Origin of the sequence: Streptomyces sp. LS1784, from assembly GCF_020103755.1 — a bacterium.
Taxonomy (GTDB): Bacteria; Actinomycetota; Actinomycetes; order Streptomycetales; family Streptomycetaceae; genus Kitasatospora.
In genome coordinates, this window is the sequence record NZ_JAHSQD010000776.1 from 1 (window position 1) to 3,114 (window position 3,114).

Annotated in this window: 2 protein-coding genes and 1 pseudogene; 2 read left to right on the forward strand and 1 reads right to left on the reverse strand. The window is 70.7% G+C overall.

Annotated features, from left to right (window positions below):
* Positions 1-272: 272 nt before the first annotated feature.
* Positions 273-764, forward strand: a complete 492-nt coding sequence (locus tag KS423_RS42180) for a hypothetical protein (RefSeq protein WP_224285006.1) — start codon at positions 273-275, stop codon at positions 762-764.
* Between the two features lie 200 nt (positions 765-964).
* The gene (locus KS423_RS42185) at positions 965-1,426 is read left to right on the forward strand and encodes a hypothetical protein (protein WP_224285007.1); all 462 of its coding nucleotides are present in this window, start codon (positions 965-967) and stop codon (positions 1,424-1,426) included.
* A gap of 910 nt (positions 1,427-2,336) precedes the next feature.
* Here KS423_RS42185 and KS423_RS42190 read toward each other — a convergent pair.
* Positions 2,337-3,114: pseudogene (locus tag KS423_RS42190) on the reverse strand (hypothetical protein); the annotation flags it as partial.

Consider the following 3,114-nt stretch of genomic DNA (forward strand, 5'->3'; position numbering starts at 1 on the left):
CCGCCGCAGGTGCGGCAACCGCTCCTCGGCAAAACCGCGGAACTCCTCCAGGTCTGCGCTACGCACAGGGCGTGCCTCCGTTCGTCTCTGCCCACTCGACGGAGCGCACCCGGTGCCGGGATGTCACAGGTGGCGAAAAATTTCTGCCGATCTCGCGGGGCGGGGAGTTTTGCGGGCAGGGCGGGGGCGAGCGGACGGCATGGTTCTCCGGCGGCCGGGTTCACCTGATCGGGTGACAGGTCGCGCGGCCGGGCGGGGCCCGAACTGTGGGGGTGGCAGCCCCGTGGGGCGGCCATGCCGGGGTGCCGCTCCCGGCCTCGCGGCGGCACCGGGCCGAGATCGCCGCACACCGCAGCCCCGTTCCCGCTCCCGCCCACCCCGAGCAGGAGCTCTGGGAGGCGCGCGTCCTGGCGGCCCTGCTCACCGAGTACGGATCGCACCGGCCGGCCGACACCGGCGGCCCCTACGGCATCGGCCGGGTGACGCTGCGTCCCGACGAGGTCGTCGTCCACGTCGCCCGGGCGCAGCCGGCGCGGTGGGCGCGGGCGTTGCTGCCCGTCCAGCGGAGCGGTGGCGGGTTGACCGGGGTGGGTGGGCTGCGGTGGAGCGCTGGTGTGAAGGATGTCGCCCTTCACCCGGCGGGTGCGCCGCAGCGGCGGATCCGCTTGGCCACGACGTTCGCCCGGGACTGCCACCGGGTCGTGGCCGGCGCGGTCCGGACGGGTGACCTGCTGCCGACCGACGCCGCTACGGCCCGCCGTTGACGGGCGGGAGGCGGCGGCCGAGTGGGCGCAGCGGGCGCGGGTGGTGCCGTGTGCTGGGGACTTGTCCGCGGTGCTGCGGCGGGTACTGCTGCTGGGGCATCGCGTGGGGCGGCCGTTTCACGGCGGGGCGGTGGAGACTGAACCCTTCCGACCGGTGAACTCCCCAGCCCGCGCACGGCACAGACCGACATGACTGCCCGATGACCGGTGCCGAGAGAGCCACTCAAGGCATCAAGATCAATCTCGCCGATACTGACTGTTCCATTGGTCCCGGAGGCCGTAGATTTACCCCCATGCCCACGGCAGGGACAGCTGGAGGCACCTTTGCGGGACAGTTTTCCGATGGATTCTTTACGCGACTGGCACACGACACACATCCGGTGGACCTGATGTGCCTCTATCTGCTACATGGCTCGGTCGAACGGATCCCTGGCCTGTTGGTTGATCGGGAGACGCTGTCGTTCAAGCATCTAAGTCAGCATGTCCGGACTGTGAACCGCTCCAGCTATGACGACGCTGACACGTTCTCACTTTGCATCAAAAATAAGGTCCGCGGGCGGCTGTACGGCTTGGAGTTCAGAATCTATTTCATCGCCGGTGAGCCCTATGCCGAAACAGACCCCGACGCTCAGCATCGGCTGGAGTTGCGAGAAAAGACCTGAGCTCGTGGCCCACGAGACCGCCGGCGCAGTCAAGGTCTCCCTGCGACACACAGTCCCCCCAGGGTTCTGCGATCCCGGGGGGATCGGGCGGATCACAACCCACCTGGACAAACCGCTCGGAACCAGGGCGCTGAACGACGCCGCCGCAGGCAAGCCCATCATCCACTTCGATGAGCGCAACCTTCTCCGGCCCGCGTTCCTACCGGAGAACTACTACCGCTACCCCGCAGACAGGATGGTCCAATTGCCCGGCCTGGCCCCGCTCCCGGCCGACACCCCGGCCTGGGCCAGCGGGTACCGACTGGGAACGGGGCCCGAGATGTCGTCCCTGATTATCAGTCAGACTCTCCGGAGCCAGCACACCGCCAGCTGGCCGGGCCGCCCACATCAAGGGCCATCCTGCGACCATCACACAATCGGATCCTCATGACGGACCCCGCTCGCTGACGTGGTCCGACGGGACCTACACCTTCGTCGTCACCACCGGCGGTCCCCCACGGCTCGCGGACGAGGAACTCATCCACGTCGCAGAGAGCCTTGGAAGCTGACACCACCACGAAGTCTGGTGGAGCCGTCCTGCGAACCGGCCCCATCAGAGCCGAGACTGCACTGGTCAGGACAGGGCAACCTCGTCGGCGGCCGAGGCCAAGCCGAAGGTGTCGCGCGCCGACCGGTTCGCCCAGGGCCTGGCCGCGCTCGCTCAGTTCGTGGAGCGGGAGCGGCATCCCCTGGTGCCCCGTCCACACAAGGAGCCGGTGGAGGCCGTGGAGGCGGGGCCCGGGGGTGAGGAGCAGGTGGTGGTGTCGTACTTCGCGTGGGGACCCGGCTCAACAACCACAAGGCCCGTCGGGCGAAGCTGACGTCGTGAAGGAGCTCGCCAGCCGAACGGCGTGATGTACCGTCACGTCGCTCAGGCGAAGCGGGAGCTGCGCACTGGGCCGGCGGAGCGGCAGCGGTCGCGCGGACTGGTCAGCCAGCGAGGGGCGACCGCGCGGGCGAAGGCGGCCAGTGCCTCGTCCGGGTCGGCCGGGGTCTCGCCGTCGCCGGGGTCCGGGGTCGGGTCGGCAGAGCGGATGTCGGCCGCCAGTTCTTCGGCGGTCCGCTCGTCCGGCTCGCCGCCGAGCGGCTCCCAGGGTGCGAGGATCGTCTGGCCGAGCAGGCCGCAGACGTCGGCTGCGACGCCGGGCGCCTCGGTCCAGCAGGTCGCGTGCTCGTACAGCACCTCGCCCGGTGCGCGCCCGTTCAGGCGGGAGAGCAGTTCGTCGTCCACCTCGCTCAGGTCGTAGGCCACCACCACGGTGTTCGCCGTGCCCGGCCGGTAGGGCTGGACGGGCAGACCGAGCAGGTCGGCGGCGGCCAGGCCGAGCGCGCGGTCTGCGCGGCCGGGCAGCAGGGAGACCGAGTGCGGGCGCGTCCCGGTCGCCTCCAGGATTACCCGCAGCCGCTCCAGGCCTTCGCGGCAGAGCGCGTAGCTGTCCTGGAGGAAGGCGTAGCGGCCGGTCATCCCCGCGTCCCAGCCGTACGGGGACAGGGTGGTGAGCAGGCTGCCGGTGAGGGTGAAGTGCCAGGCGCGCAGGGCCTGGTGGTGGAGCGGGTCGGGGTCGCCGGGCTGCGCGGTGGCGGCGACGGCCGTGGCGCGGTCGAGGGAGCGGCGCAGCCGGTCGGCGGCGGGCTGCCACTGGCCGGCC

Bases quoted from the DNA above. Each gene is read 5' to 3' on its own strand.
- KS423_RS42185 (WP_224285007.1), top strand. From the start codon at position 965: ATGACCGGTGCCGAGAGAGCCACTCAAGGCATCAAGATCAATCTCGCC.